Origin of the sequence: Bacillus sp. JJ664, assembly GCF_036962205.1 — a bacterium.
Lineage (GTDB): Bacteria > Bacillota > Bacilli > Bacillales > Bacillaceae_G > Gottfriedia.
This window is the reverse complement of sequence record NZ_JBALMS010000210.1, coordinates 1-1,645: the sequence shown is the minus strand read 5'-3', so window position 1 is coordinate 1,645 and position 1,645 is coordinate 1. Positions and strand designations below refer to the sequence as shown.

Annotated in this window: 1 protein-coding gene and 1 pseudogene; one reads left to right on the top strand and one right to left on the bottom strand. The window is 33.3% G+C overall.

All coding sequences use genetic code 11. From position 1 onward, the window contains the following. On the top strand, positions 1–604 hold a 604-nt coding region (locus V7056_RS20290), incomplete at its 5' end, for a flavin monoamine oxidase family protein (protein WP_499704195.1). 735 nt (positions 605–1,339) lie between these two features. Here the strand turns inward: V7056_RS20290 and V7056_RS20285 are convergent. After that, positions 1,340–1,549, bottom strand: a pseudogene (locus V7056_RS20285) (transposase); the annotation flags it as partial. Between the last annotated feature and the right edge of the window lie 96 nt (positions 1,550–1,645).

Below are 1,645 nucleotides of genomic sequence, written 5' to 3'. Positions count from 1 at the left end.
AATTTGTGATTATGTTATTACAACTATCCCCTATTCATTATTAAACTTCGTAAACATATTCCCATATGAATCCATATCTCGTAATAAATGGAAAGTCATCAGGGAGATACACTATACTAGTTCAACTAAAATTGGATTGCAATTTAAAACAAGGTTTTGGGAAAAATTAGGTTTGTTCGGTGGTAAAATAACGACTGATTTACCTATCAAATTTTCATATTTTCCTAGCCACAACTTAGGTTCCAATGAAACAGGTGTTGTTTTAGCAAGTTATACTTGGGGAGATGATTCTGATATTTGGGAAAGTATGACTGAAGAAGATCGAATAAGTATGGCATTAAATAATCTTTCATTTATATTTGGGAATCAAGTTTATTCTGAGTTTATTGTAGGATATACACATAGTTGGATGGAATATCCTTTTTCTGGAGGAGCATTTATTATGTATAAACCTGACCAACAAAAAGAATTTGGCCAATATATTAGTAGTCCAGAAGGAAGAATACATTTTGCTGGCTCTCACTCATCATCTACACCAGGATGGATACAAGGAGCAATTGAAGCAGGAATTCGTACTGCTGCTGAAATTAATAAAATCCAATAAGAGGTATAAATTTTAAAATGCTCGTATGTGGTGGGAAGATGACTTTAATAGAGTTTACAGAGCTCCATAAGGGTATAGCAATTGGGGAAGAATACTCTTTTACTTATCAAAATGAAGAATATTGATAAGCCAAAATCCATGTGCATATTATCTTACGAGAGTCAGGGATTCTTTTACTCAAGAGTTTGAAACCTCTAAGGATCTATTTTAAATTGGAAAAATCGAAAGAAGACTTCTATCAGAATTTTTTACGGATATAGAATGGTAATAAACTCCTTTAAATATGATCTTATTAAACTGATATGAACTAAACTGTCAAACCACTGGACCCAAAAGGTACTAATATCAGTTTTTTTATTTTTTTAGGCAGACTTAAATAAAGACTACCAACCTAGAATTCAAAATTAAATCTCTAATTCTATGAATGACAATAATATAATGGTAGATATTCTTAGTTTTAAAGATAAAGAAAATGTTTTAAAAGCTTGGCACGAAGGCAAATAAATTAACGGTGATTTACAGTCTGATTTGCGTGGGTTGGTTACCACATTTCGTTATATTTGTTATGTAGCTGCCTCGATCTAACGGCGCATATTCAGTAATTTTCACCTGTTTGATTGATTTGAGAATCTTCGATACTACAACCAATCGCCCATATGAATCCAATTAGTTCTCTACCAACTGCGACCACTGCAAATTTACGAGTTCTTCCTCTAGAAGTTATTCGGTTATACTTTAAATTGAGACGGTGTTGGGCTTTCCAGGCAATTCTTCGGGCTTCAATTGGTTGATTAGCTTGTCTTTCAATAATTTACCTTTAAGAGAAGGACGATGTCGATATGACCATGAACTTTCCACTAAAGCACGACGGATATGGGAATTTCCAACTTTCGTAATGGATCCTTGCCAACGGTTTGATCCACTAGAATATTCTTTTGGGACAAGTCCTACATAAGAATGCCAATTAACCTTCCTTGAAAGGTTTTGTTAATTATGGTCATTTTGTGATTTTAAGTTAAATCATGGAAAGTCGTTTTGCTT